This window comes from Geminocystis sp. NIES-3708 (assembly GCF_001548095.1).
Lineage (GTDB): Bacteria > Cyanobacteriota > Cyanobacteriia > Cyanobacteriales > Cyanobacteriaceae > Geminocystis.
In genome coordinates, this window is the sequence record NZ_AP014815.1 from 19,976 (window position 1) to 44,563 (window position 24,588).

The 24,588-nt window shown below is 31.2% G+C and carries 21 protein-coding genes and 1 tRNA gene; 12 read left to right on the forward strand and 10 right to left on the reverse strand.

Annotated features, from left to right (window positions below; translation table 11 throughout):
* Nucleotides 1-2: 2 nt before the first annotated feature.
* On the forward strand, nucleotides 3-1,412 hold the full coding sequence (locus GM3708_RS00100) for a DUF3696 domain-containing protein (RefSeq protein ID WP_066342774.1): 1,410 nt from the start codon (nucleotides 3-5) through the stop codon (nucleotides 1,410-1,412).
* Between the two features lie 4 nt (nucleotides 1,413-1,416).
* Nucleotides 1,417-2,286, forward strand: a complete 870-nt coding sequence (locus GM3708_RS19120; protein WP_231933001.1) for a hypothetical protein — start codon at nucleotides 1,417-1,419, stop codon at nucleotides 2,284-2,286.
* Between the two features lie 349 nt (nucleotides 2,287-2,635).
* Here the strand turns inward: GM3708_RS19120 and crtD are convergent, their stop codons facing one another.
* The gene (gene crtD / locus GM3708_RS00110) at nucleotides 2,636-4,138 is read right to left on the reverse strand and encodes a C-3',4' desaturase CrtD (protein WP_066342775.1); all 1,503 of its coding nucleotides are present in this window, start codon (nucleotides 4,136-4,138) and stop codon (nucleotides 2,636-2,638) included.
* 112 nt (nucleotides 4,139-4,250) lie between these two features.
* Between crtD and GM3708_RS00115 the strand changes: the two genes are divergently transcribed.
* Entirely contained in the window at nucleotides 4,251-5,129 is an 879-nt protein-coding gene (locus tag GM3708_RS00115; RefSeq protein WP_066342778.1) for an IS982 family transposase, read from the forward strand.
* 308 nt (nucleotides 5,130-5,437) lie between these two features.
* Here GM3708_RS00115 and gltS read toward each other — a convergent pair whose 3' ends face one another.
* From gltS to GM3708_RS00140, 5 genes are all read right to left on the reverse strand, one after another.
* Nucleotides 5,438-6,646, reverse strand: a complete 1,209-nt coding sequence (gene gltS / locus GM3708_RS00120) for a sodium/glutamate symporter (RefSeq protein ID WP_066342781.1) — start codon at nucleotides 6,644-6,646, stop codon at nucleotides 5,438-5,440.
* 207 nt (nucleotides 6,647-6,853) lie between these two features.
* Nucleotides 6,854-7,516, reverse strand: a complete 663-nt coding sequence (gene lipB, locus GM3708_RS00125) for a lipoyl(octanoyl) transferase LipB (RefSeq protein WP_066342784.1) — start codon at nucleotides 7,514-7,516, stop codon at nucleotides 6,854-6,856.
* 37 nt (nucleotides 7,517-7,553) lie between these two features.
* The gene (locus GM3708_RS00130) at nucleotides 7,554-8,126 is read right to left on the reverse strand and encodes a Uma2 family endonuclease (RefSeq protein ID WP_066342787.1); all 573 of its coding nucleotides are present in this window, start codon (nucleotides 8,124-8,126) and stop codon (nucleotides 7,554-7,556) included.
* Between the two features lie 84 nt (nucleotides 8,127-8,210).
* The gene (locus tag GM3708_RS00135) at nucleotides 8,211-8,810 is read right to left on the reverse strand and encodes an ATP-dependent Clp protease proteolytic subunit (protein ID WP_066342795.1); all 600 of its coding nucleotides are present in this window, start codon (nucleotides 8,808-8,810) and stop codon (nucleotides 8,211-8,213) included.
* 264 nt (nucleotides 8,811-9,074) lie between these two features.
* The gene (locus tag GM3708_RS00140; RefSeq protein WP_066342797.1) at nucleotides 9,075-9,761 is read right to left on the reverse strand and encodes an ATP-dependent Clp protease proteolytic subunit; all 687 of its coding nucleotides are present in this window, start codon (nucleotides 9,759-9,761) and stop codon (nucleotides 9,075-9,077) included.
* A gap of 180 nt (nucleotides 9,762-9,941) precedes the next feature.
* Here GM3708_RS00140 and GM3708_RS00145 point away from each other — a divergent pair, with 180 nt between their 5' ends.
* The gene (locus tag GM3708_RS00145; protein WP_066342800.1) at nucleotides 9,942-10,412 is read left to right on the forward strand and encodes a DUF4079 domain-containing protein; all 471 of its coding nucleotides are present in this window, start codon (nucleotides 9,942-9,944) and stop codon (nucleotides 10,410-10,412) included.
* 351 nt (nucleotides 10,413-10,763) lie between these two features.
* Here the strand turns inward: GM3708_RS00145 and GM3708_RS00150 are convergent.
* A tRNA-Leu gene (locus tag GM3708_RS00150) sits at nucleotides 10,764-10,848 on the reverse strand.
* Nucleotides 10,849-11,054: 206 nt separating this feature from the next.
* On the opposite strand from GM3708_RS00150, the gene GM3708_RS00155 reads away from it, so the two are divergent.
* From GM3708_RS00155 to GM3708_RS00185, 8 genes are all read left to right on the forward strand, one after another.
* Entirely contained in the window at nucleotides 11,055-11,783 is a 729-nt protein-coding gene (locus GM3708_RS00155; RefSeq protein ID WP_066342803.1) for a Bax inhibitor-1 family protein, read from the forward strand.
* A 147-nt stretch (nucleotides 11,784-11,930) separates the two neighbouring features.
* A complete protein-coding gene (gene clpP / locus GM3708_RS00160; RefSeq protein WP_066342807.1) occupies nucleotides 11,931-12,515 on the forward strand; it encodes an ATP-dependent Clp endopeptidase proteolytic subunit ClpP in 585 nt (194 codons plus the stop codon).
* Between the two features lie 192 nt (nucleotides 12,516-12,707).
* Nucleotides 12,708-13,229 carry a photosystem I assembly protein Ycf3 gene (locus GM3708_RS00165; protein WP_066342809.1) on the forward strand — a complete coding sequence of 174 codons (522 nt, stop codon included), beginning with the start codon at nucleotides 12,708-12,710 and terminating at the stop codon, nucleotides 13,227-13,229.
* Nucleotides 13,230-13,399: 170 nt separating this feature from the next.
* Nucleotides 13,400-17,842: a PAS domain S-box protein gene (locus GM3708_RS00170; protein WP_066342811.1), complete on the forward strand. Its 4,443-nt coding sequence runs from the start codon at nucleotides 13,400-13,402 to the stop codon at nucleotides 17,840-17,842.
* Nucleotides 17,843-18,131: 289 nt separating this feature from the next.
* Nucleotides 18,132-19,604: a carotenoid oxygenase family protein gene (locus GM3708_RS00175; protein WP_066342813.1), complete on the forward strand. Its 1,473-nt coding sequence runs from the start codon at nucleotides 18,132-18,134 to the stop codon at nucleotides 19,602-19,604.
* Between the two features lie 151 nt (nucleotides 19,605-19,755).
* Nucleotides 19,756-19,896 (forward strand): hypothetical protein, encoded by a 141-nt coding sequence (locus GM3708_RS18795; protein ID WP_173644985.1) that lies wholly within the window; start codon nucleotides 19,756-19,758, stop codon nucleotides 19,894-19,896.
* A gap of 109 nt (nucleotides 19,897-20,005) precedes the next feature.
* Nucleotides 20,006-20,371: a hypothetical protein gene (locus GM3708_RS00180; RefSeq protein ID WP_066342821.1), complete on the forward strand. Its 366-nt coding sequence runs from the start codon at nucleotides 20,006-20,008 to the stop codon at nucleotides 20,369-20,371.
* Between the two features lie 95 nt (nucleotides 20,372-20,466).
* Nucleotides 20,467-21,939, forward strand: coding sequence for a transglutaminase domain-containing protein (locus tag GM3708_RS00185; protein ID WP_066342823.1), 1,473 nt, complete (start codon nucleotides 20,467-20,469; stop codon nucleotides 21,937-21,939).
* Between the two features lie 183 nt (nucleotides 21,940-22,122).
* Here GM3708_RS00185 and GM3708_RS00190 read toward each other — a convergent pair whose 3' ends face one another.
* The 3 genes from GM3708_RS00190 to GM3708_RS00200 all read right to left on the reverse strand — a co-directional run bounded on the left by GM3708_RS00190 (nucleotide 22,123) and on the right by GM3708_RS00200 (nucleotide 24,514).
* The gene (locus GM3708_RS00190) at nucleotides 22,123-23,208 is read right to left on the reverse strand and encodes a 30S ribosomal protein S1 (protein ID WP_066349277.1); all 1,086 of its coding nucleotides are present in this window, start codon (nucleotides 23,206-23,208) and stop codon (nucleotides 22,123-22,125) included.
* 482 nt (nucleotides 23,209-23,690) lie between these two features.
* The gene (nrdR, locus tag GM3708_RS00195; RefSeq protein WP_066342824.1) at nucleotides 23,691-24,146 is read right to left on the reverse strand and encodes a transcriptional regulator NrdR; all 456 of its coding nucleotides are present in this window, start codon (nucleotides 24,144-24,146) and stop codon (nucleotides 23,691-23,693) included.
* Nucleotides 24,147-24,418: 272 nt separating this feature from the next.
* A complete protein-coding gene (locus GM3708_RS00200; RefSeq protein ID WP_066342826.1) occupies nucleotides 24,419-24,514 on the reverse strand; it encodes a photosystem II reaction center protein T in 96 nt (31 codons plus the stop codon).
* Nucleotides 24,515-24,588 lie beyond the last annotated feature (74 nt).

Here is a 24,588-nt window from a genome sequence, read left to right on the forward strand (position 1 = left end):
CGATGTTAACAAGGATAGAATTAGAAAATTTTAAGTGTTTTAAAGAAAAAACTGTTTTTCCATTGGGAAAGTTAACTTTATTAACAGGCATTAATGGACGAGGAAAATCAACTTTACTTCAGTCTTTACTTTTAATGAGACAATCAATTGAATACGATCAACAAACAACTCAATTAATTTTAAATGGAAATTGTTTGAATTTAGGAAGATTTGAGGAAATTAGAAACACGGGGATGTCAACGCAAGAGCAAATTATTTTTAGGTATTATTTTAATGATAAATTTCAATTCGATAATTATACAGAAACTACATTTAATAGAATCGTTGATTATTCTTTTATTGAAGATACAGTAGATGATCTGGTTGCTCAACTTAATCAAATTAAACTTCAAGAAGAAGTTACTTGGGTTTTTTTTGATACTCAAAATCAAAATTTTAAATTTAAAATCGATGAATTATATAAACTGACTAAAACAGAGAATTTTGTAGCAAGAATTAACTTTGTACAACATAGTCTTTTTGAACCTTATGAATCCCAAGAAAAATCTAGGGATTCAGTTTCTCGATTATCTAATTTTTTTCCTTATTCAGCAACAAATAGAACTTTTAAAATACCTATTAACCAATTTCAAAATTTTGTCAGAAAAATTAAGCCATCTTCTGAAAATATAAATTATTGGGAATTTCAAATTGATGGAGCAATCCGATTTAATCTTAATAAAATTCATTATATATCAGCCGATAGATTAGGTCCTCAAGACTTTTACTTTAAATCAACTCTGCCTAAATTTCCTAATGTTGGTTTGAGAGGAGAACTAACTGCTAATTTACTTTACAGAAAAAAAGATGAATTAGTGAATGATCAATTATATTTAGGGGAAGATGCAAACACTTTAATTATTCAAACCGAAGAATGGCTCAATAAAATTTTTGGTGGAGCAAAAGTTGAAATTTCAGGAACAGACACAAATGTATTAGAATTGATGTTGAATGCTAGTTTATCAAAAGATCGTTTTCGTCCTGCTAATATCGGTTTTGGTTATCATTGTATTTTACCTATTATTGTTTCTGGACTTATCGCTCAAGAGGGTGAGATTTTAATAGTAGAAAATCCTGAAGCACATTTACATCCTAAAGCACAATCTGAATTAGCGAAATTCTTAGCTAAAGTTAGTAGTTGTGGTGTACAAGTGTTGATAGAATCTCATAGCGATCATATTTTAAACGGATTACGAATTGCTGTTCTTGATAATATTTTAAGCCATGAAGATTTAAGTATTTTATATTTTTCTCAAAAGATTGGTGAATCAGTTGTGCAAATACCTGTACATTCTGATGGAAAAATAGAAGAATGGCCTGAAGGATTTTTTGATCAAATGGATAAAGATTTTGAGCGTCTTTTTGGAATTTAAAGTGATGATAAAAATAGAAATCTTTATAAATGAAGTTTCTTTAAAAGGGCAATATCCCACTCAACAAGAATTTGAAATTGCGTTAAAAGTTCTAAAAAGTATTTTCGAGTTAATTAATACATTAAAACAAGAAAATATCTCAAAAAAAACTTACTATACTGAGGTTCTGTTAAATTATGAATCAATCAAAGGAAAGAATTTTCAAGCTAGTTTTAATCAGATTAGTGATAAAAGTTTAAAAAGAGCCATTATAAATATTATCTTTAATAAAACAAATCCTAAAGATTGGCAAACGGAACAAGTTCATTTCGATGAGGATAATTTTGATTATTTTGATGGTGAAGATTATGAAGATGTCAAAAATACATCATTAGCAGAAGTTACTGAAAGACAATTAACAGTTGGTTCAAAGTATTTATTGATTAATTTTAAAGATTCTCAATTTAAGATTTTACATCAGAATATTAATGATTGTTGTTCTATTCAAATTATCAAAAATAATGATGAACGAAATAAAACTTACTTGGATAGTACAGAAAGTAAAACTGGATTGGAGAATTGGCTAGAAAAAAATTATAAATTAAGTCAATTTCAGTATGATGAGTCTTCTTCTTCACCACCAGCTGATTATCAAACAATATTAAAAAATTCTAGTCGATTTGAGAAAATTGGACGTGAATATGATGGTAGAAGTATTTATCGAGAAAAAGAAACAGCATATTATTGGTATATAGATAATTTACATTGTGGAAAAAAGGCTCATTTAGAAGTTTTTTATAGTCAAGGGAAAAAACATCTTGGAGAATCAGATTTAGAGGGAAATATCGATTCAACCAAATCTGATCCAAATAAAAGAATTGACAAATATTTATAATAAAAATTACCGATGCTCATCTTTTTGCTAATTTTATTTTTAAATAACCTTTACAATACAAAACCTTAATTTTTTCCCAAAGAATGGCATCTTCAGGTATTTGTTCATAAAGTTCGGTAAAAATCACTTCATTATTGTAAGAATTAATAATTACTAAAATATCCTTGGCGTTGCTGAATCGGGGAATGAATTATAGAGATTAATACAAATAACAACTAATTTTATAACCTGTGCTAAAAATATTTCTTATTTTTTTATTTCATGTCAACTACTTTTAACTTTCCTACATTATTTCAGCAACACCGTAAATTAAATCCGTCTTAGCTTATCACTTGTCCACCTATATGTGTCATTGAAATTGATTTTTTATCTGTCTTACCACCGTTAAAGCTGAATAACTAACTCCTGCCGTGCCTTCTCCCGGATGAGTTGAATCTCCTACTAACCATAAATTATTAATGGGAGTGCGAGTAGCAACACCAAAAGGTCCAAATGTATTTATTCTTTGCCCCACACCGCCAACGATGCCTTTTTCCCTCGCTGTATATTTATAAAAAGTAACGGGAGTCGCAACTTCTTGATGAATAATTGTCTCAGAAGTTAAGTTAAAGTATTCCTTTAAACGAGCGATCGCTTTATCAGTATAATCTTGTTTGAGTGCTTCATAATCTTCGAGAGGAATATTCCACCAACGGTTAACATCCGTAAAAGAAGAAGCAATAATAGTAGCTTTACCTTCAGGTGCTCTACCATCTCCTTGTTTACTGACAGAAACAAATAAAGAATTCATCTCGCCAATTTCGCCGTTATAATCATACAAAAATTGAAGATGAGGAGGGCAATTTTCAGGAATGGCACTTATATCAACTCCTAAATAAATGACAAATGCACCAGACGCAGGAGGCAATTTTTCTACCCTTTGACGATAACTAGGGATGATTTTTTCTGTCATAGTTGCCAAGTTATTTACTGTAACATTACCCACAACATGAGTTGCTTTTTCTTCTCTTATTTCTCCTGTTTTCAAATTTTTAATGGTAACTCCCGTTACTGTGCCGTTTTCCGTATGGATTTTCTGCACTAAATGACGCATATATAATTTGCCACCAAATTTTTCTAATCCTTCCACAAGGCGATCGCTTAACACCTGCATACTGTCATTCAGATGATATAATCCTTGAGGAGACTGAGATACAGATAAAGCCGTCGCCGCATAAAGTAAAGCCGTTTCTTCTGTATCTACTTGAGAATATAATTTTAACTGCATATCAAGGAAAGTTTTTAGACGTTTATCATCGCCCAATCCCCATAAACGTAAAGCATCAGCAACCGTCATTAAAGTAAAAGGCACAGTGACAAAAGTATCTAACCGCAAGGCTTGAATTAATTGCAATAAATCCCATAGGTTGCGTGGTGGTAAAATAGGATCTCGACTTTGAAAATTCCAACTAGCGTCAAATAAAGTTTTTAATAATGCCCAAAATCTTTGACTTTTAGGAAACTGTTTTTCTCTCTCTAAACGCCATTTGTCAGGATTTCGCCACACCATGATTGGTTGCTTTTCTTGGGGTAAAAATACTGCACAAGCAGGATCACATTCTGTAGCTGAAGGCAATTCTATATCTAATTCTTGAAAAATACGATGATGAATGCCGCCTTTTTCTAAACCTGCCACTTGAGTTGCACCAACATCAAAAGTAAAACCTTTACGAGTAAAAGTGGAAGCACATCCACCTGGTATAATCGCTTGGTCATATATGGTAACATCATAACCATAACGGGCTAGTAATGCCCCAGCAGTTAAGCCTCCAATTCCTGCACCAATAACGATTATTTGTTGTTGTTTTCCCATCTATTTTTATTTTTCCTTCGCTTAATAAATCTTAATATAACCTCAGTTTTGGATAAGAAAACAGGCAAATAGTAAGCTGAATATAGCAAACTATCAAACTAACTACTGCCTTATGTTTAATTTAGACTATTTATTTTGTCATGTCGATGATTTCTGCCAACAATTTGAGACTCAATGGCAACAAAAGCTCTTATCTCATGGAGCTGTTACTCGTCTTAGAGCCAAAAGTCTTTGTCTAAGTGAAATTATGACCATCCTTATCGCTTTCCATCAGAACCATTACCGTAATTTCAAACATTTTTATCTCAATCACGTTCAACAATATTGGTTCGATGCTTTTCCAAAACTACCTAGTTATCAACGTTTTATTCAATGGGTACCATCAACTGTCATTCCTTTGTGTGTTTATCTCAAACATTGCTTTGGCAATTGTACAGGGATTAGTTTTATTGACTCTACGAAGATTCAAGTGTGTCACAATCGACGTATTTCACGACATAAGGTATTTCAGGATTTAGGGGCGAGAGGAAAAACCTCTGTGGATTGGTTTTTTGGTTTTAAACTTCATCTAGTAGTCAATGAACTGGGAGAAATTCTCCATATGAGTCTGACTGGGGGAAATGTGGATGACCGAAAACCAGTAATTGATCTTCTCCAAAAACTTTGGGGTAAAGTGTTTGCTGATGGAGGTTATGTATCTCAAAAATTAACGACCAAACTTTTGAAAGATTACGGAATCGAGTTTTTTGCCAAGAGGAAACGTAACATGAAAAACAAATTAATGCGTCTTCACGACAAATTACTATCTCGTAAGCGATTGATTGTCGAAACCATTAATGATCAATTAAAGAATATCTCACAAATAGAACATTCACGCCATCGTTCACCAATAAATTTTTGTGTCAACTTATTATGTGGATTAATCGCATATTCTCACCAAGCAAAAAAGCCGAGTCTCCGTTTAGAATGGCTTTTACCTCAATCTGCTTAACCAAAACTCAGGTTAACATAGGGTGAGATTAAATAAAATTGCTAATGTCAAAATAATAAATAATATTAAATTAAAAAAAATTACTGTAAATTAACCATCTATTAAACAAGAAAATAACAATTTTATTAATACATCAAAATAGATTTATTTTAATTATATTTTCAACGAGTTTCAGAGCATATCGAAAAAAGGTTAAATTTATTAAAAATGATTGAAGAATTTAAACTAACTACTCACACATTTAAAATCTTTAAAAATCAAAAAATTGAGACTGATAAAATTAAAGCAAAATCAAATTACTATAGTTTCTAAGTAATTAAATTTAGAAATCGTTGAATAACAAAAGCGTTAACAATATCAATAAAAAATGCTCCTACTAAAGGCACAATAATAAATGCTTGAGGAGATGCACCAAATTTTTCCGTCACTGCTGTCATATTTGCGATCGCAGTAGGAGTAGCACCGAGAGCTAAACCAAGATAACCAGCACAAATCACCGCCGCATTATAATTTTTGCCCATAACTGGAAAAACAAGAAAGATAGTATAAGTAACGACTGCAATAAATTGTGCTATGAGAATAACAGCAATGGGAATACCTATTTCTGTTAGTGTCCATAATTGTAAGCTCATTAATGACATAGACAAAAATAAACCCAAACTCACATCTGAAATTAGTGCTAAAGATGGTGTATCTGTAGTCCAAGGAGTATTTTTGAAAATTAAAGGTATGGTATTGGTTAGAATAATTCCTGCCAATAAACAAGCTACAAAATCAGGTAATTTTAACGCCATTAAAGCAACTATATAATTGATTTGAAGACCTAAGCCAATAGTGATTCCTAAAACCAGCAAACTATAAAGCATCGTATTATAATCAATTCTGACGTTTTTTTGATTATGTTTGACTCCAATACTCAAACTTTCTTTAGATTCGTTGACTTTTAATCGATTTCTAGTGATTAACAATCGAGCGACAGGACCACCAATAATACCACCTAAAACTAAACCAAATGTAGCACTAGCAATACCAATTTCTAAAGCATTCTCAATGCCGTAAGTCTCTCTGAGTATAGAAGACCATGCGATCGCCGTACCATGACCACCACTGAGGGAAATAGAGCCTGAAATTAAGCCGATAGGTTTACCTAACCCTATAATAGAAGCAACGGCTACTCCCGTTAAATTTTGTAAAAAGAGATAACTGACAGCGATAGCTAAGAGAATTAATAAAGGTTTTCCTCCTTGTAAAAGAGTTTTTAACTTAGAAGAAAGTCCAATGGTGGTAAAAAATATAATTAATAAAGCATCACGAATATTGAGACTAAAATCTACTTGAAGATGAAAAACGCTATATAAAATACCAAAAAAGAAGGAAGCTAAAACGCCTCCTGAAACTGCATCAGGAATATTAAAATTTTGTAAAAACTGAATCTTTTGAGTGAGATATTTACCAAAATATAAGACTAAAATAGCCACAATTATAGTTTGCCTGACATCTAATTGAATGATATTCATAATGTTCTTTTTTTGAATGCTTTAGATAGAAGAAGTCTTTTTATTCATATCATATATATTCAGTAATCAAGCAAAAATAAAATAACTGATAAGCTAAAACCTATTTAAATTAAGTTAAAATACTCAAAACAGACAGTTAAATTTATTTATCAGTAACAAATATATATAGAACTTAAATGAGTTTTAGCTTAACAGGTTAAAAAATATTTAAAAAACTTCCGCAAAAGTTTTGACTAATTGTTTTTTCACTTCTAAAATACAAATATTAGGATAATAATCGGATAATCTTGTTACTAATTTATTTTTGATACCACAAGGGATAATTTTCCCAAAACCTGATAAATCACAACAAACATTTAAAGCAAATCCGTGCATAGTAATCCAACGTTTGACTTTAATACCAATAGCGGCGATTTTTGCTTCATTAATCCACACTCCTGTTAAGCCATTTATTCTTTGAGATTTGAGATTATATTTAGCTAATAATTGGATAATTACTTCCTCTAATTGTCTTAAATACCAGTGTAAATCTTTTTGATAATAGTGTAAATTTAAAATAGGATAAACTACTATTTGCCCTTGACAGTGAAATGTTACTTCTCCGCCTCTTTCTGTGCGATATAATTCACCTGAAAACTTATTTAAGTCAAATTTGAGGTTTTCTAAGGTTGAACCTGTTCCAAGAGTATAAACAGAAGGATGTTCAACTAATAATAATTTGTCTGGTAATTCAAAATTTTCTAATCTTTCTTTGACTAATTTTTGTTGATATTCCCAAGCTAGTTTATAGGGTATGAATCCTAAATCTTCTACTTCAATGATGCGAGAATTAGTAACTGTAATCTTTTGATTGATAATTTTGGATTTCATTTTTGAACCCAACCTATGAACATCATATCTTTAAAAATTAGTTATAAATTGGTAAATTTAGAGTAAATTCAGGTAGAACATTTTCCCCTGATAAAATAGTTGGTAAAGAGAATGTTTCGACAGTTTGATTAGCACGATAAATTTCGACTTCTTGCTGTTGAGGATTGATTAACCAACCTAGTTGTAAACCACTTTCTAAATATTCTTTCATCTTTTCTTGTAAAGGTTTTAAAGAATCAGTTTTAGAACGTAATTCAATGACAAAATCGGGACAAATAGGTGGAAATTTTTCTTGTTCTTCTAAAGTTAATTTTTGCCAATTTTCTAGTTTAATATAAGCTACATCTGGTGATCTTTTTGCACCATTTGGTAAACAAAAAATAGTCGATGAGCTAAAAACAATACCTAATTTTTTATCACGATTCCAAACAGTTAAATCTGTAATTAAATTGGCTTCTCGATTACCGCTAATCCCACCAATAGGGGGCATAATCATTAATTCTCCTTGTTTATTTATTTCTAAATTCCAATTAGGATTTACTTGACATAAACTATAAAATTGATCATCAGTGATACCTACATTTTCTAAGTTCAAAATTACTGTACTCATAATTTTTAAAAGGGAGAAAGAATAAGTAATAAATGTATCTTTTAATTGTTAATTGTTAATTGTTAATTGTTAATTGTTAATTGATTAAACTCTATCTTCGATAACTTTATCGATTAAACCATATTCAAGGGCTTCTTGAGCTGACATGAAATAGTCTCTATCAGTATCTTTGGCAATTTTTTCAATAGTTTGCCCTGTATGATATGCCATCATGCTATTTAAGTCATCACGAATACGTAGAATTTCTTTAGCTTCGATTTCAATATCAGTAGCTTGTCTTCTTCCTTGTACTCCCCCTAAGGGTTGATGTATCATAATCCGAGAGTGAGGTAAGGCTAAACGTTTACCTTTTGCACCAGCTGTTAGTAAGAATGCTCCCATCGAAGCGGCTAAACCAACACAAATTGTTACAACTTCAGATTTTATATGTTGCATGGTGTCATAAATCGCAAGTCCAGCTGTTACCGAGCCACCGGGAGAGTTAATATAAAGATAGATAGGCTTATTATTGTCTTCGGAGTCGAGATACAACATCACCGCAATAATTTGGTTAGCTAAACTATCATTAACTCCTCTACCTAAAAAAATAATGCGTTCCCTATAAAGGCGATCATAAATATTAACCCAGTCGCTGTAAGGTTGTCCAGGTGCTTGATATGGAACTCTAGGTACTCCAATAGGCATAGTTTTATCTTTTTAATTTTGTTAAAGTGAATAAAATGGTTAGACTTCTTTTAGAAGCTAAGGAATGAGGAATAGGCAATAGTAATAAGAATTGATCATTTCTAAATAAGAATTGATTTTAAATTTCTTTTTCTGGAAATGTCTATTGATGTTAATAATTGACAATAAATTTTGATGAATTGTTCAGAAATCTATCTTTGAATTGTTACCTTTATCAAGATAAGACTTTCGATTTAACATCAGTTAAGTAAGAAAGATAAATTATCAATTAACTGGTGCTAAAGGCACAGGTAAATCTTTACTGCTTTCTAAAACTTTGTCAATAATGCCATATTCTTTAGCTTGTTGAGGATTCATATAGAACATACGATCTGTATCTTTCTCTATTTTTTCAGGAGTTTGTCCTGTTTTATCCGCAAGAATGTTAAGCATTACTCTTTTATTGACGATAACTTCTTTTGCACGAATTTGAATATCCGTAGCTTGTCCTTGTGCTCCTTGTCTAGCTTGATGGAGAATAATACTAGCATGGGGAAGACTTGCTCGACACCCTTTTGTGCCAGAGGCTAAAATCATAGCGGCTGTGCCCATTGCTTGACCTAAACAGATAGTATGTACAGGAGGCTTGATATAGCTGATAGTATCACAAATAGCAAAGGCTTCCGTTTCAAAGCCGATGGAATCTCCTCCATACCAAGATGTACCTGTAGAGTTAATATACAGATAAATAGGTTTTTCAGGATCATCAAATTGCAAAAATAACAATTGTGCAATGATTAATTCCGTAACATCAACCCCTAATTGATCTTTATACTCATCGGGGGAGACTAAAGGCAATCCTAAATAAACAATTCTTTCTTTTAACAACAAAGATGGTAAATCAGGAGGTGGGGTGCGATAATAAGCATCTCCTCGATAGGGTGCACTTACAGCTTGAATTGGTGAATTCATTTTATTTTTAATCCTAACTCCACTTAAACTTTTCCTTTTTTGATTGTGACATAATCTTGTTACTCTGTGCATTTACGGATGATTCTACTTCCTCAATTACAGTTAACATGGATCACCTGTTAATGCTATGTTAATTTATATGAAATAATTTTAAGTTTAAACTAAAAAGGTAGAGAAACAATGAATTTTGAAATTCCCCAAGCCATTAAAACATGGTCACAATTTGGACACCCTCTTCTAATGTGGGTATTATTTGCTACAGCAATTTATGCTTTATATTTAGGAATAAAAGCAAAACGCACTCGTCAAGCAGATAAAGAAACTAGAAAAGAATTAATCAAAGGTAATTTTGCTAATCGTCATCATCAAGTCGGCTCAATTTTTCTCGCTTTAGTGGTTTTAGGTACAATAGGTGGCATGGCTGTTACCTATATTAATAATGGTAAGCTATTTGTCGGTCCTCATTTATTAGCTGGTTTAGTCATGATGGCGATGGTAGCAGTTTCTGCATCTTTAGTGCCTTATATGCAAAAAGGTAATACTTTCGCTAGATTTACCCATGTTGGTATTAATATGAGTATGCTTTTAGTGTTTGGTTGGCAAGCATTTACGGGAATCGAAATCTTACAGAGAATTATCAGTAAATTATAAACAGTTACGAATCAAGAGTAAGTAATAAGTACTTTAAACTAAGCTAATCTGAGATCGATACAAGAAAAATGATGAAAAAGACACAATTGATTAAATAGAAGAATTGACCATATTTGTCTATTTTTAAAATAATTTGATTATCAAAAAATATAATCTCCTTGTCAGATTGTCTTCCAACCTATTTATCACTATTTTAGATCGAACTCAGATAAGCTAGAATAGATCATTCAATTACGACTTAAAACTCCAAGTTATTAAGCAATCATAGATGACCAAAAAACCGCGATTATTCAGTTACTAATTTCTCTAAAATAGTACTTTTCAAAAGTTATAAATAAACATTAAAAACAGTGGGGGCGGAGAGACTTGAACTCTCACGACCGATAAAGGTCAACGGATTTTAAGTCCGCAGCGTCTACCATTCCGCCACGCCCCCTTAGAGCAATTTGCTCACATTTATTTATTGTATCTAGGATTAATTAAAAAAGCAAGGAAAAAAGAAAAAAATCTTGAAATGTCTTCAAATTATCCTTTTAAAAGAATTGATTAATCAGGTGAGTTCGGTTCATACTATGCCATAAAAGATAAAAGGTAGGTTAAATTGGTAGATGTAGTTTAATAATTAGATTTTTTAAAAATCCGATGACAACAACAAGTAATTTTCGTGATGCCATTAAAAAAGCTCAAGGACAATCTTTATTAGGACCAAATGTAATTAATAAAGCGTTACCTTATCTTGGTGGTAGTTTAGTCTTAACTGCCGTTGGCACTTATGGCGGTTTGGGTATGATTCAATCTAACCCTGGTTTATTTATGCCTACCTTTATTGGTGCAATAATTGCTCAATTAGTACTGTTTTTCGTAGTTAGAGGTATTGCTGAAAGGGCAAACAACAGTACCGCTTTACCTCTTTTAGTTTTATACAGTCTCTTAACTGGTTATACCCTTAGTGGTATTGTTTTTGTAGCTTTAGGTACTGATGGAGTCGGACTTAAAGGTGTAGCGATCGCTGCTTTGGGTTGTGGGATTACTTTTATTGTGGCAAGAAATATTGGCTCAAATCTCGGAGATGAAGACGGATTAGCCTTAACTAAAACTGTGCAGTTAGGAATAATAGCTCTTTTGGTGGTTATTGTCTTACAGTTAGTCTTGAGCTTTTTCGGTATTTTTACTCCCACATGGCTAGAAATTGGGATTTCAGGTTTAGGAGTATTTTTATTCGCAGGTGCATCAGTGGTAGATTTTTATATCTTACCTCGTGCTTATCGAGATGATCAGTATCTATCTGCATCTCTTTCTATGTACCTTACCTATATCAATCTTTTTGTTTTTATTCTCAGATTATTGATTGCGATTAATAGTCGTGACTAATATTTTGGAGTATAAGTAATTGGTAGGTAATAAGGGCGAATACCATTCGCCCAATTCATAAATCATTTGAATAATCCCTCTGAATCTTACCCATATTAGGTACAATCAAGATTATCAAGAATAGTAAAGATAATTGAGATTAACTGAATGGTACCAACTGTTATTGAAACTTCGGGGCGTGGCGAACGTGCTTTCGATATTTATTCTCGTTTACTTAGAGAAAGAATAGTATTTTTAGGACAACAAGTAACTGATGAACTAGCAAATTCTTTAGTTGCACAACTATTACTATTAGAAGCAGAAGATCCTGAAAAAGATATTTATCTCTACATTAACTCTCCTGGTGGTTCAGTGTCTGCAGGATTAGGTATTTTTGACACGATGAATCAAGTTAAGCCTGATGTTTGTACTATATGTGTTGGACTAGCAGCTAGTATGGGCGCATTTTTATTAAGTGCTGGTGCAAAAGGTAAAAGAATGAGTTTACCGAACTCCAGAATCATGATTCACCAACCATTAGGGGGCGCACAAGGACAAGCTACAGACATCGAAATTCAGGCAAGAGAAATACTTTACCTCAAAAAACAACTAAATACTTATATGGCTTCTCATACAGGGCAAACTCTCGAAAAAATCGAAGAAGATACTGAAAGAGATTTCTTTATGTCAGCACAAGAAGCTAAAGATTACGGTTTAATTGATCAAGTTGTCACCCGTGCCCCTAAATCCTAAGTAATAAGTGAACAAAGGCAATAATAATAAGTAGGTTGAGACGCATTTAACTTACTGTTTAAAAAATTAGTAAAAAAATTAAAAAACTCAAACTCTTACCTATTATATTGCCTAGCTTCACCAGTCACTTTAGATGTGTTTTAGCTTATTTAATTGCTCATTGTTAATTATTAATTATTAATTGTTTAATATATGCCAAGATCTCAAAGAAATGATAATTTTATAGATAAAACTTTTACCGTTATGGCGGATATTATTTTAAAAGTTTTACCCATTGATGCTAAATCAAAAGAAGCTTTTGTTTATTATCGTGATGGAATGTCTGCTCAAGCCGATGGTGAATATGCCGAAGCTTTAGATAATTATTATGAGGCTCTTAAATTAGAAGAAGATTCTAATGATCGAAGTGAAATCTTATATAATATAGGCTTAATTCATGCCAGTAATGGTAAATTAGACGAAGCCTTAGACTATTACCATCAGTCATTAGAATTAAATCCCCGTAAACCTTCTGTGTTAAATAATATTGCCGTTATTTATCATCATCAAGGAGAAAAGTGTAAACAAGAAACAGAAGAAGACGAAGCGGAAAGATTATTTGATAAAGCCGCAGAATATTGGAAACAAGCCATCAGAATTTCTCCAAATAGTTATTTAGAAGCTCAAAATTGGCTTAAAACGACGGGAAGATCTGAAATGGATATATTTTTTTAACCAGCTTTTTATTAGTTAATAATTAAGGCAATTAACATTAATAATTATTTTTTTGTTATTTTAATAATCTTTTTTTCATAAGTACTAAAACATAATAAATTATACATTTTAAACTTATAAAAATTATCCATAAACTCGATTAATTATTACTTCATCAAAATGTAAAAGTAATGTATTCTCAATCTGATTATCCTCTTGAATCTAGCAAAAATCTGCCCATCAGCGATGATTTTATAACAGTTGCTTTGGATACTCCTTTGCTGGAAGTAATTATTAAGATCAGTGAACGTTACTTTAAATTGGATAAAAGAAATAGACAGCAAAAATCTTCTGTGAGTTGTGCTTTAGTGGTGAGTAATCACCGTTTAGTAGGATTAATTACTGAAAGAGATATTGTTAAACTATCTGCACAATTATTACCTTTAGAAAAAATGGTAGCAGCAGAAATAATGACAAGGGATTTAATTACTTTTTCTGCTGATAAATTGATCAATTTAGTAGATTTAATTGATATTTTTAAACATCATCACATTCGTCATTTACCCATTGTTAATGATCAAGAAGAAGTAGTTGGTATAGTTACGCCTAATAGTATTAGATCAACTTTGCAACCTTTAGATTTATTAAAACATCGTTATATTGGTGAAGTGATGAGTAGAAATATGATTTATGCTTCGCCTCATCAAAGACTAATAGATTTAGTTAACTTAATGGCAGATAATCATATTAGTTGTGTGGTTATTGGGGAAAAAACTGATAGAGATACCATTAAACCAGTAGGAATTATCACCGAAAAAGATATTGTGCGTTATCAAGCGATTCGGTTAGATTTTAATACTGTAGAAGCTAAAGAAGTTATGACTGTGCCATTAATGGTAATTTCTGCTGAAGAATGTCTTTGGAATGCTCATGAAATTATGCAAAAGAATCACCTACGTCGATTAGTGGTAGTAGATTCTTTGGGGGATTTAATCGGAATTATTACTCAAAGTAGTGTTTTAGACGGTATAGATCCTAGAGAACTACAAGGGGTAATTAGCGTTTTAGAGCGTCAAGTAGAAGTTTTACAAACAGAAAAGACGAATTTATTAAAACAATTAATTCAAGAACAAAAACATAATTTACAGTCTGTGGAAAAAAGAGGTAAGCTAATATCAGACATTGCCTTACGTATTCGCTCTTCACTAGATTTAAAGATTATTTTACAAACTGCTGTTAATGAAATTCTTTCTCTTTTAGAAGTTGATAGAGTGGTGGTTTATCGTTTTCGAGATGGTGATGGAGAAATAGCAGTAGAAGCTGTTAAAAAGAATTCTTTATCCCTTATTGGCTATATTGTCAAAGATGAATGTTTTACTCCAGAGTGGTTGAATTGTGCTAAGTCAAGAGAAACAAAAGTAATGGAAGATATTTCTTTTGCCAAAATTAATCCTTGTCATCGAGAATTATTACAAAGTTTTCAGGTTAAAGCTAACTTAGTGGTGTCAATTATTGTTAATGATAAGTTATGGGGTTTATTAGTTGCCCATGATTGCACAAATCCTCATGTTTGGTTAAGAGAAGAAATTGAACTTTTAGAACAATTATCAGTACAATTAGCTATTGGTATTCAACAAGCTACTTTATTAAAACAAGTACAAAAAGGTAGTGCTAATTTAGAGTTTAAAGTTAATCAACGCACCACAGAATTACAGACGTTAAATTATAAATATCAACAAGAGTTAATTAAATCAATTCAAATTCAGTCAGAGTTAAATCGCACGGAAAAAACTCTCTCAGGGATTCTCGATGTAGCTAATGATGCCATTATTTCAGTGAATCATCGCCAAGAAATTATTATGTTTAATCAAGGTGCGACAAAAATTTTCGGTTATCAACCAGAAGAGGTAATGGGTAAATCTTTAGATATTTTATTACCTCAACGTTTTATTAATTCTCATCGTCAATATGTAAAAAAGTTTGAATTTTCTCCTCAAATTAATCGTTGTCAATCCATGAATCCTAATACTGAAAGATTAGTTTTTGGGCTTCGTCGCAATGGGGAAGAGTTTCCTGCGGAGGCTTCTATTTCTAAATTAGAAATTAATCAAGAAGTTATTTTTACAGTGATTTTACGAGATGTTAGTGAAAAAGTTGCTTTAGAAGCAGAAAGGAAACAGTTAGCTTATTTTCTCGAGGTTAGCCTTAATGAAGTTTATGTTTTTTCTGCCGATACTTTTAAATTCATCTATGCTAATCGAGGTGCATTACAAAATATTGACTATGATTTAAAAACTCTCCAGACTTTAACTCTTCTTGATATCAAACCAGAATATAGTTATGACAAATTTACTGAATTAATTAAACCTCTTGTAAATAAAGAAAAAGAAATTATTGTTTTTCAAACTATTCATCAACGTCAAGATAATTCTTATTATCCTATAGAAATTCATCTACAATTAATCAAACAAAATAATCAATCAGTATTTCTTGCCATCGGTAATGATATAACCCAACGCCTAAAAGCTGAATCAGCAATCAAAGAAAGTGAAATACGTTTTCAGATTATGGCAGATAATGCCCCAGTTTTGATTTGGGTATCTGGAAAAGATGGTTTATGTAATTATGTTAATAAAACATGGTTAGATTTTAGTGGGCATACTTTAGAAGAAGAAATTGGTAATGGTTGGTTATCTAATATTCATCCTGATGACATTACACAATCCAACAATATTTATTTATCTTCTTTTGATTTACAATCTTCTTTTCAGATGGAATATCGTATGCGTCGTTTTGATGGTAAATACTATTGGTTTTTAGATGTAGGTATTCCTCGTTATGATCAGTCTGGGGAATTTTTGGGATATATTGGTTCTTGTACTGATATTAGTGATCGCAAAGTTACAGAAGATAAGTTACAGCAACAATTGAATAAAAGTATTTTATTGACGAAAATTACTGACAAAATTCGTCAAAGTTTAAATCCTGACGAAATTTTCGCTACCGCTGCCCAAGTAATAGGTAATACTTTTGGCGTAGATCAAGCTATGATTTTTACCTATCAAGAAGAAAAAAATCCTGTCATTGTTTCTGTGTCTGAATATATTAAGGGCGATTTACCTTCTCTATTAGGTATAAAAATTCCGATTATTGATAATAAGTATATGGAAGCTCTTTTAACTACAGAAAAAGCTATTGCTGTTAATAATACGGAGAATCATCCTTTACTTTTAAAGGTACAAGATATGTTAAAAATGATGTCTCTAAAGTCTTTATTAACTTGTTGTACTTTTTATCGAGGAAAAGTAAATGGTTGTATCGGCTTACATTATTGTCATCAAAATCATCAATGGAGTCAAGAAGAAATCGAATTACTAGAAGCTGTTTGTGCACAATTGGGCATTGCTATTGCACAAGCAGATTTATTAAAAAGAGAAAAACAAAGACTATATCAGTTAGCCTTAAAAAATAAATTATTGCAACAGGCGAGAAAAGAAGCCGATTTAGCTAACCAATCGAAAAGTGAATTTTTAGCGATGATGAGTCACGAAATTCGCACTCCCATGAATGGGGTAATTGGCATGATTAATTTATTAGAAGATACTGTTTTAAATTCTCAGCAACGAGATTATTTAACTACTATTCGTCATAGTGGTGAGAGTTTATTAGTGATTCTCAATGATATTCTTGATTTTTCTAAAATAGAATCTGGCAAATTAGAATTAGAAAATCAACCTTTTAATCTTCTTGAATCTATCAAAAGCGTTATTGATTTATTACAATTTCAAGCAAAGGCTAAAAATTTAAAGTTACAATATAATTGTAACTCTCAAACGCCCCATTTTTTCAAGGGAGACGTAACCAGAATTAGACAAATTTTAGTTAATCTTATCGGCAATGCTTTAAAATTTACCGAGCAAGGTTCAGTTACTTTATATATTACCAGCAAACATATAAAAGATAGTCAATATACAATTCAATTTGCAATTCAAGACACTGGTATAGGAATTCCCGAAGAAAGATTAAATCGCCTTTTTAAAGCCTTTTCCCAAGTTGATGCTTCTACCACTCGTAAATATGGTGGCACTGGTTTAGGGTTGGTTATCAGTAAACGTTTGGCAGAAATTATGGGAGGTGAAATGTGGGTAAAATCAAAAGAAAATATCGGCTCAACTTTTTATTTTACGATTCTAACCGAAGTAGTTAACTCATCCACAATCAATAATTCCACATCCAACATTCAGCAACCTTCTCCTATTTCTCCTAATCTATTGAAAATTCTCTTAGCAGAAGATAATATCATCAACCAAAAAGTAGCTTTATTAACTCTTCAAAAGTTAGGCTTTCAAGCAGATGTAGTTAATAATGGTTTGGAAGTTATTGAAGCAGTTAAATTTAATCATTACGACGTAATCTTTATGGATATACAAATGCCTCAATTAGATGGTTTACAAACGACTCACTGGATTCGTCAAAATCTTTCTATACAACCTTGTATTATAGCTATGACTGCTAATGCTATGGAAGGCGATCGCCAAATTTGCTTAGATGCAGGGATGAATGACTATATTTCCAAGCCTGTTAAACGAGAATCTTTAGAAAAAGTGTTAAACCAGTTAATAATTAGAAATTAGAATTTTTTTGTTATCAGTTATCTGCTTTTATAGTCATTTTAAATAAGAATGAAACAGTTTAATAATATTAAAAATTCTCAAAAACCTTGATTTGTCAGTATTATTCATCCTGCATATTTTTTCTAACTGTCTCAGTGTTATTTTAATTAACTATGATTACTGAGTGCTGATTTAATCAATAGCCGATTTTCCGAAATTACCCATTGCCTAACTTCTAAAAGAAGTCTAATGACAAATAACTTATAATAAATAATTGTAAATAAATATTAAGTTATTTTAAGAAAATATTATGCAACAGTTAGAAAAAGCAGCTATAGATGATAAATCCTATTCTCTAGAAGATTGGCGTAAAGGTTATGAATCTCAGTATCAAGAATTAGAATATCTCATTGAAGATGTAGAAGGAGAGATACCTCTAGATTTATCAGGTACATTATATCGCAACGGACCTGGATTACTAGAAGTTCACGGCACACCTTTACGACATCCCTTTGATGGCGATGGTATGATTTGTGCTTTTACCTTTGAAAATGGAAGCTGTTTTTTCCGTAACCGCTTTGTAAAAACAAAAGAATATTTAGAAGAACAAAAAGCGGGTAAAATGCTTTATCGTGGAGTTTTTGGCAGTCAAAAACCGGGGGGTTGGTTAGCTAATTTATTCGATATTCGAGTCAAAAATATTGCCAATACTAATGTTATTCACTGGGGAAATAAATTATTAGCTTTATGGGAGGCAGCATTTCCTTATACTCTCAATCCTGAAAATTTAGATACCATAGGTTTAGACAATCTTGACGGCATTTTACAACAAGGGGAAGTTTTTAGCGCACATCCTAGAATTGATCCTCATTCTCAATTTAATGATGATAAACCTAGTTTAATTAATTTTGGCATAAAACCCGGACCTTCTAGCACTATAAATATTTATGAATTTGATGAATTAGGGAAAATTATTCAAAAATATAGTCACGAAACGAGAGGATTTTGCTTCATCCATGATTTTGTTATCACTCCTAACTATTGCATATTTTTTCAAAACCCAACTACCTATAATCCTTTACCTTTTGTTTTTGGTTTACGAGGTGCAGGGGAATGTCTTGATTTTGATGGCACTAAACCCACTAAAATTATTTTAATCCCTCGTAACGCCCCCCATGATAAAGTCGTCACCCTTGAAACTGAAGCGGGATTTATTTTTCATCATAGTAACGCTTTTGAGATTAATAATAACGAAATCGTCGTAGATTCTATTTGTTACGCTGAATTAAGTCAAATTGATCCAAATAATAGTTATAAAGAAGTAGATTTTGATAAATTAGCACCGGGGCAATTATGGCGTTTTAAACTTAATTTAAGTACCAAAACCGTCACCAAAGAATTAATTAATAACCGTTGTGTCGAATTTCCTTATATTAACTCCGAAAATGTTGGGGGAGATTATCGTTATATTTTCATCGGTGCAACGGATCATCCCACAAAAAATGCTCCTTTACAAGGTTTATTGAAAATAGATTTAGTTACTAAAGAAGAGCAATTATATTCTTTTGCCCCAAAAGGCTTTACAGGTGAATCAGTATTTATATCTAAAAATAATCCTCAATCGGAAGATGATGGTTGGATATTGAGTTTAATCTATGATTCTAGTCAAAACCGTTCTAATTTAGTTATATTTGATGGAAAAGACATTAGCACACCAATAGCAACATTATATTTAAAACAACATATTCCCTATGGATTGCATGGCAGTTGGAAGGGGAATTGAAAATTAATAATGGTTGATTTTCAGAAAAATTAACATCTATCTATTTCATATTAAGAATGGTGAATTTTTTTCTCAGTTTTAATAGTTATGAACTTTTTTGAGTTAACCTAGAAACTAAGAAATCATGTTATATTCATCATCAAAAGTTTTTATGTCTGACTTAAATCGTGGCATCATGAAATTTGACGGTGCAGATAAGCCTATAATCGTGGCTATCTCCGCCGTTATCATTCTCGGAAGCATTGCGGCTTTAATTATTTGGGCATTAAAAGTTGCCTATGTTGTCGCTTAAATTTAGTGGTTTTTAAATACTCTCAAATAATTAATTATTAACCTCTTTTTTATCATTGATTAATGATGATTTAGAGGTTTTATTCCATACAGTTAACTAATAATAAAAAATGTCAACCTTTATTAATAGTCAAATAGTCTGTTTAGATACTCAAAATAAATCTTTATATTGTGAAGTTATTGATATAATTAATGAACGTAATATTTGTTGGGTAAGACCAGTAATTTTAGTAGATTTAAAAGCTAAAGATAATAACTACTTTTCTCATAAAAATGATATTTATGATTTAAGATTTACTTCTGATTTATTGTGGAAAATTGATGATTTTAGAATAGTTTTAGATATTGAGTATATAGAATTTTTAGCGAATTTACAAGAATTTCAATTTGACGAAAAGATGCTAAATATTGCTAAACAAAAGTTAAGACTTTTTATTCAAGAAATTAGTAAAACAATAAATAATAAAGATATATAACATCATTAAAATTAACGAATTTTAATTTTTAAAATTAAGAACTTTAAAACTACTAAAATAACAGTCATTAATCATCAATTTTATTAAATATTTATATGACAACAAAAAGAGAATATCAAGAATGGGAAAAACAAAGAAATACAAAACTAAAAAATCGCAAAAAAAAGAATAGTATTATTTCTAGTTTATGGATATTCATCGTTTTTTTATCTATCGTTTTGACTATTAAAAATAACCCTCATTTTTTTGGATTAAACTCTCAACAATTAAAATGGCAAAACATTTTAAGTTCTTTATCTTTTTCTCCTAATTCTTTAAAATTTTTAACGGAAGAATTTGTTACAAAAATTGATGAGCCTATTATTATTAATAACCCTGTTAATCTTCAAGAAAAAAGATTTACTGCCATTGATAGTAAAGCTAGAAGTATTGAATATACAGGTAATTCCGTTCAAGATTTAGCTAATATTTTATCTCAATATGCTACTACAGAAGAAGAAAAAGCGAGAATAATTTATACATGGATTACTCATAATATTACTTATGATGTGGCAGCTTTATCTGATTTATTTGAAAAAAATATTTATCCTGATATAACAGTTGAAACAGTTTTAAATACTAGAGCAACTATTTGTTCAGGTTATGCTAATTTATATCAACAGTTAGCTCAATATATGGGTTTAAAATCTATTATTGTTACAGGATATGCAAAAGGAATTAATTACGTTGTCGGTGAAGACAATCAAGTAAATCATGCGTGGAATGCAGTAAAAATTGATAATAATTGGTATTTAATTGATACAACTTGGGGTGCTGGTACAGTCAATGATGAGGTTTTTTTTGCTGAATTTAATCCTTATTATTTTGCTACAAAGCCAGAAGAATTTATTTATAGTCATTTCCCTGAAAATTCTCAATGGCAATTATTAAATACACCTTTTTCTCGCGCTCAATTTGATACCTTTGCAGATGTTTCTCCTAATTTATTTGAATATGATATAGAATTAATGAGTCATAAAAATTTAAAAATTGATACAGATAATCGTCTTAATATCACATTAAAAGCTCCTAAAAATGTGGTGGCGATCGCTAAATTAAAATCAGCAGAACAAGAGTTATCTGATAATTATACTTTTGTTCAAAAAAAAGGAGACAATATAGTTGTTAATACAACTTTTCCTGAAAAAGGTAATTATGAATTAGAGATATTTGCCAAGCCAAAAGATGATAGCAATAATTATCCTTTAATCGTCACTTATGATATTAATGCCAATAATAGTGGGGATAAATTTCCTTCAACTTTCAAACACTTTAATGATCATAATGGCTATTTAGAATCACCATTAACAGCCAGTTTAGCTACTAATCAAAACATTTATTTTAAACTAAAAATTGATTCAGCTACAGAAGTAAAAATTTTAAATAAATCAAGCAATCAATGGCAGAATTTAACTCGTTATGGCAATGTTTTTACAGGAAATATTGATATAGAAAATTCAGGCAAAATAATCGTATTTGCTAAATTTCCGGGAGATTCTCGCTACTGGGCATTACTGGAATATAATTAGAGTTTAAGATAACTATGATGTCCGTAAAAAGTATTTTGATGAAGAGAGGAGAAGAAGAGAAAAAAATACTTAAAAATGTTCAGCAAATAAAAAACAAGGGATATTTCAAAACCCCTTGCTATTTTTTATAAAAGTATTTGATATTGACGCTAACAGGAGCAAATCAAATCAATGAGAGAAAAATTACTCAACCGCAGAAGGAATTAATTCTTCATCCACAATTGCTTCCTTGTCATTAGAATCGTTATCATCACTAGACACTACAGAGGCAGTTTCACCCTTATCACCGGAAACATTATCGATAGTTACATCTTCTTCAGCAGAAATACCTTCTAACTCTGCTGGATCTATAGTTGTAGTTTCAGTTTCACCAGCTAATAATTTTTCTCTGAATTTCACCGCCATTTCTTCAGCTTTTTCAAAGACTAAATCACGATTTTTAAGCATATCACCGGGTTCGGGTTCTAATTGCTTAGTAGAGAGAGAAATACGTCCTCTTTCTGCGTCTAAGTCAATAATCATCACTTTTAATTCATCATTAACATTAAAGACACTATGAGGAGTATCAATATGATCATGAGAAATTTCAGAAATGTGTAATAAACCGCTTACACCGCCAATATCGATGAAAGCACCATAAGGTTTAATTCCACGTACAGAACCGATAACCACTTGGCTAACTTCTAAACCATTCATCTTACGTTCAACTAAGGCACGACGATGACTTAATACAAGACGATTACGCTCTTCATCTACTTCCAAAAATTTGAGAGGTAAATCTTGACCAACTAAATCTTCTTTAGTATCTTTAGCACTAATATGAGATCCAGGAATAAATCCTCTTAAACCTTCCACTCGAACCAATGCACCACCACGATTAGTAGCAAAGACATTAGAATAAACCGTTGCATCTTCTTCCTGTAATTGGCGAACTCTCTGCCAAGCACGCATATACTCGATACGACGAATAGAAAGAGTTAACTGACCATCTTCATTTTCATCCGTAAGAATAAAAAACTCTCTAGTTTCATTAGGTTGTAAGACTTCATTGGGATCATCAACTCTATTGATAGAAAGCTCTTGTACGGGAATATAAGCGGCAGTTTTTGCTCCTATATCAATCAAAGCTCCCCTTGGCTCCATACTAAAAACAGTACCAGCAACAATGTCACCAGGACTGAAATGATAATCATATTGATCTAATAGGGCGGCAAAGTCTTCATGGGTAAAGCCGATATTACTATTTACGGTTTCTGTCTGAGTGACCATAGGCATTTCATTTATTGTTTCAAATTTACTTAATATTGCGATAATTTTCAATCCCTCCTCAGAAACTTAGGTTTATTCAAGTTTACTGACTAGATAGATATAGGTATTAATATAAAATTTACTACTTCTATCATTGATAAAGTTTTCATAGTTACTAATTTCATGGAGGAATATCCAGTCTATTAGCTCCGTACGCTTCAAACATACATGGTGAACTACACACCACCCAAGCAAATTACTAACTTTTGACGGTTAATATTTTGTCTCAGTTGAGTTGTTGACTTCTTTCCTTGAAGGAAAAATGGATTGACTAATGATAGACAATTATCTACTCTAACATTAAAAAGGTGCAAAATTTTTTATTTATGAGTAATATTATAAAGAATTTTTGTTATTGGTGAATTTTGTCTATTTAGTTTCCAAATCTTTTTGCTCATATTTGTTTTGCCTTGATCCGTTTTTTGTGTCAAATTCAGATCCGTTTATTCTTTATTTTGTAATTCTTTTAGAGTTGTAACAAAATCTTCAACACTGGTAAATTTACCATACACAGAAATAAAACGAATATAAGCTACTTCTGACAAACTACTTAAATGACTTAACACTAATTCCCCAATATCTTCACTAGTTATTTCCCGTGGAAATTTTTCTTCTATATTCGATTCAATATTTTCTACCAAAGATTCTAATAATTCAGACTCTATACCTGTTTTTTCACAGGCACGAACTATACCTCTTAAGACTTTTGAGCGATCAAAAGATTCTGTACTTCCATCTTTTTTGATAACAGTAATTGGCACAAATTCAATTCTTTCATAAGTGGTAAAACGATGACGACATCTTAAACATTCTCTTCGTCGTCGAATACTCTGTCCTTTCTCAGTGGTACGAGATTCCAATACTTTAGTGTTATCGTAATTACAAGAAGGACATAACATATGTTTATAATTCAATGAATAAACGATCGAGAATTAAACTTTGCCTCCATCGTCAGAAAACCAATAAGAAGCAACTTTGAGAAAAAATGAGAATTTAGATATGTAAATTGATTTTGTTCAGATACTTTGCTGTTTGGGATAAATAAAAAAAGTCTCTTTCTTTACTATCTTAACTAAATCATGGATTTAATCAAGAGAGATGAAAAAGACTTTGAATATTAAGTTAAAACTAAGAAAAAACAAAATGTTTAAATACCTTAGTTTTTAATTCTCTATTTTTGAATTTTAGGAGGCTCACGAAATGCTACAGCAAAAAATAAAACTGTAATCATCATAGCCAATACCAGAATATAAGCAACACTTTCCATTTTTTTTCCCTATATCATAGTTTCTTTTTGTTTGAAAAATTGAAAATAGCTTCAGTTTTTGAGGCTTAAGTAAG

Excerpts from the sequence above, each read along its gene's own strand:
- GM3708_RS00100 (WP_066342774.1), top strand. The coding sequence starts at position 3 with ATGTTAACAAGGATAGAATTAGAAAATTTTAAGTGTTTTAAAGAAAAA.
- GM3708_RS19120 (WP_231933001.1), top strand. The coding sequence starts at position 1,417 with ATGATAAAAATAGAAATCTTTATAAATGAAGTTTCTTTAAAAGGGCAA.
- crtD (WP_066342775.1), bottom strand. The coding sequence starts at position 4,138 with ATGGGAAAACAACAACAAATAATCGTTATTGGTGCAGGAATTGGAGGC.
- GM3708_RS00115 (WP_066342778.1), top strand. The coding sequence starts at position 4,251 with ATGTTTAATTTAGACTATTTATTTTGTCATGTCGATGATTTCTGCCAA.
- gltS (WP_066342781.1), bottom strand. The coding sequence starts at position 6,646 with ATGAATATCATTCAATTAGATGTCAGGCAAACTATAATTGTGGCTATT.
- lipB (WP_066342784.1), bottom strand. The coding sequence starts at position 7,516 with ATGAAATCCAAAATTATCAATCAAAAGATTACAGTTACTAATTCTCGC.
- GM3708_RS00130 (WP_066342787.1), bottom strand. The coding sequence starts at position 8,126 with ATGAGTACAGTAATTTTGAACTTAGAAAATGTAGGTATCACTGATGAT.
- GM3708_RS00135 (WP_066342795.1), bottom strand. The coding sequence starts at position 8,810 with ATGCCTATTGGAGTACCTAGAGTTCCATATCAAGCACCTGGACAACCT.
- GM3708_RS00140 (WP_066342797.1), bottom strand. The coding sequence starts at position 9,761 with ATGAATTCACCAATTCAAGCTGTAAGTGCACCCTATCGAGGAGATGCT.
- GM3708_RS00145 (WP_066342800.1), top strand. The coding sequence starts at position 9,942 with ATGAATTTTGAAATTCCCCAAGCCATTAAAACATGGTCACAATTTGGA.
- GM3708_RS00155 (WP_066342803.1), top strand. The coding sequence starts at position 11,055 with ATGACAACAACAAGTAATTTTCGTGATGCCATTAAAAAAGCTCAAGGA.
- clpP (WP_066342807.1), top strand. The coding sequence starts at position 11,931 with ATGGTACCAACTGTTATTGAAACTTCGGGGCGTGGCGAACGTGCTTTC.
- GM3708_RS00165 (WP_066342809.1), top strand. The coding sequence starts at position 12,708 with ATGCCAAGATCTCAAAGAAATGATAATTTTATAGATAAAACTTTTACC.
- GM3708_RS00170 (WP_066342811.1), top strand. The coding sequence starts at position 13,400 with ATGTATTCTCAATCTGATTATCCTCTTGAATCTAGCAAAAATCTGCCC.
- GM3708_RS00175 (WP_066342813.1), top strand. The coding sequence starts at position 18,132 with ATGCAACAGTTAGAAAAAGCAGCTATAGATGATAAATCCTATTCTCTA.
- GM3708_RS18795 (WP_173644985.1), top strand. The coding sequence starts at position 19,756 with ATGTCTGACTTAAATCGTGGCATCATGAAATTTGACGGTGCAGATAAG.
- GM3708_RS00180 (WP_066342821.1), top strand. The coding sequence starts at position 20,006 with ATGTCAACCTTTATTAATAGTCAAATAGTCTGTTTAGATACTCAAAAT.
- GM3708_RS00185 (WP_066342823.1), top strand. The coding sequence starts at position 20,467 with ATGACAACAAAAAGAGAATATCAAGAATGGGAAAAACAAAGAAATACA.
- GM3708_RS00190 (WP_066349277.1), bottom strand. The coding sequence starts at position 23,208 with ATGGTCACTCAGACAGAAACCGTAAATAGTAATATCGGCTTTACCCAT.
- nrdR (WP_066342824.1), bottom strand. The coding sequence starts at position 24,146 with ATGTTATGTCCTTCTTGTAATTACGATAACACTAAAGTATTGGAATCT.
- GM3708_RS00200 (WP_066342826.1), bottom strand. The coding sequence starts at position 24,514 with ATGGAAAGTGTTGCTTATATTCTGGTATTGGCTATGATGATTACAGTT.